This window comes from Bradyrhizobium sp. SRL28 (genome assembly GCF_018596315.1).
Classification (GTDB): domain Bacteria; phylum Pseudomonadota; class Alphaproteobacteria; order Rhizobiales; family Xanthobacteraceae; genus Bradyrhizobium.
Genome location: NZ_JAHEAG010000140.1, coordinates 1 through 1,913, shown reverse-complemented (window position 1 = coordinate 1,913; position 1,913 = coordinate 1). Strand labels below are relative to the sequence as shown.

Genomic DNA, 1,913 nt, shown 5'->3' with positions numbered 1-1,913 from the left:
GGGGCTTGCCGGGCACTTTGGGAAGATCTGGCTCCGCGCAAGAGTTTCGTTACCGTCATGCACGCCATATTCCACAAGCGACTGTGGGCGCGGTTATCCGAGCAAATTCGAACCAGTGTGGCTGGTTTGAGCCGCTACGTGGCGCGGCACCTATGGTGGGAACTGCCCAGCTTGGTGGGTGGACTGCAGGAGGGTTGAAGATGACATATCGGGCATCTCCGGCGCGCGGGAGCGCCTGCCAACCAGGCGATCAGGACAGGCTACCTGAAGCGCGATCGATCTCATCTACCGTCGTTGTCGGCAGTGGTACGCTCGCTATCAGATGCGCGCAGCTGGCAATTGAGATGGGCCACGTCATTGGTGCAGCGTTGTGTGCCGACGGCGTATTCCGCGATTGGGCTGTTCGCTCGAACATCCCGTCTGTAGCAAGCGTTGAAGAGCTCTCTTCTTTTTTGAAGGCCGCGCCGGTAGATTTGATTTTCTCCGTTGCCAATCCGTTCATATTGCCAGCGGATGTATTGGGGCGGGTTCGTCGAGGTGCTTTTAATTACCACGACGGTCCATTGCCACGATATGCGGGAACGCGCGCGACGTCCTGGGCGCTGCTGGCGCAGGAGACCGAATACGCCATCACATGGCATCGGATCGATGATGGCGTTGATACGGGAGACGTCGTGGTTCAGCGCCAAGTGCTGATTGCGCCCACCGATACGGCACTGACCCTGAACCTCAAATGTTATGAAGTCGCGATAGAGGGCTTCCGTGAGCTTTTAACTGGCTTAGCGAAGGGAGAGCTTACTGCCTATCCGCAGGCACTGGTGAGCCGGAGCTACTTTCCGAGACGTCGACGCCCAGATGCGGCAGGCTGTCTGCGATGGGATCGGCCCGCGCAAGATCTGTCAGCGATGACGCGTGCCTTAAACTTTGGGCCATATCATCCCAATCCATTGGGGCTGTCCAAGGCTTTCGTAGGCGATGAGGTTGTCACAGTCAGCCGCTTGGAGGTGCTGCCTCAACGCTCGGGCCTCCCGGCAGGTTCCCTGCTTGAAGTCCACTCCAGCCACTGGCGGGTGGCGACGGGTACAGAGGATGTCGATGTTTGCTTTGGCAGCTCCGATGGTCAGGTGCTGGACGCGCAAGCCCTCGCCAGGCACTCCAATCTGGATGAAGGTGGTCGCCTTCCTATTTTGAGCGAAGATGAGGCGCGGAGCATAACTGCGAGCCATGAATTGTTGGCGCCTTCAGAGGAGTTTTGGGTACAGCGGCTAGAGCAGCTTAGAATATTGCAGCTTCCTTTCCTGTCGTTGTCCGTGGCTGAGGCGCCGCCCAGATGGCAGTCGAGTTCGTGGTTCATTGCAAGAGCTTTGGCTAAGTTGTTGCCACATGATCGCACGGAATACTTGGTAACGGCATGTCTGATCTATCTCGCCCGCATCACAGGAGAAACAGAGCTTCAATTGGGCTGGACGCCTGTATCGGATGGACCGCTAGCTGGCTCTAAAGCGGTGGAGGTGCTTATTGCCTCTGTCGTGCCGATGGAAGTTACCGTCGACCTTGCACATGATTTTGAAGAAGTGCGCAAAGCGGTCGCGGCCGAATGCGCTCAGCTGAGGGAACACGGTAGCTTTGCCCGGGATCTTATCGCGCGCTGCCCGGCATTGCGGGGTGTGGAGGCGCTACAGTCGCACCAGCCCTGGCCGATTGGCATCACAATCACCACAGACAGCGGTTCTGTCGCTGGCGATCTGACGACGAGCCAAAGTGCTGGGGCAGCCCTATGCGGCGATTTGCTGACGTTTGAGGTTTCCGCTCTGGATGGGAGCCTTCGATGGCATTTTGATGCAAGTCGGCTAGAGCCGAAGCAGATCGACCGTATGACGCAGCATTTGCAAACTTTGTTATATGGTGTGATG

At 57.6% G+C, this 1,913-nt stretch carries 2 protein-coding genes; both read left to right on the top strand.

Annotation, left to right across the window (positions count from 1 at the left end; genetic code table 11):
- On the top strand, positions 1 to 198 hold a 198-nt coding region (locus tag KIP88_RS45635; RefSeq protein ID WP_214494596.1), incomplete at its 5' end, for a hypothetical protein.
- A gap of 2 nt (positions 199 to 200) precedes the next feature.
- Positions 201 to 1,913, top strand: a 1,713-nt coding sequence (locus tag KIP88_RS45630; protein WP_283848599.1) for a formyltransferase family protein, incomplete at its 3' end; no start/stop codon positions are given.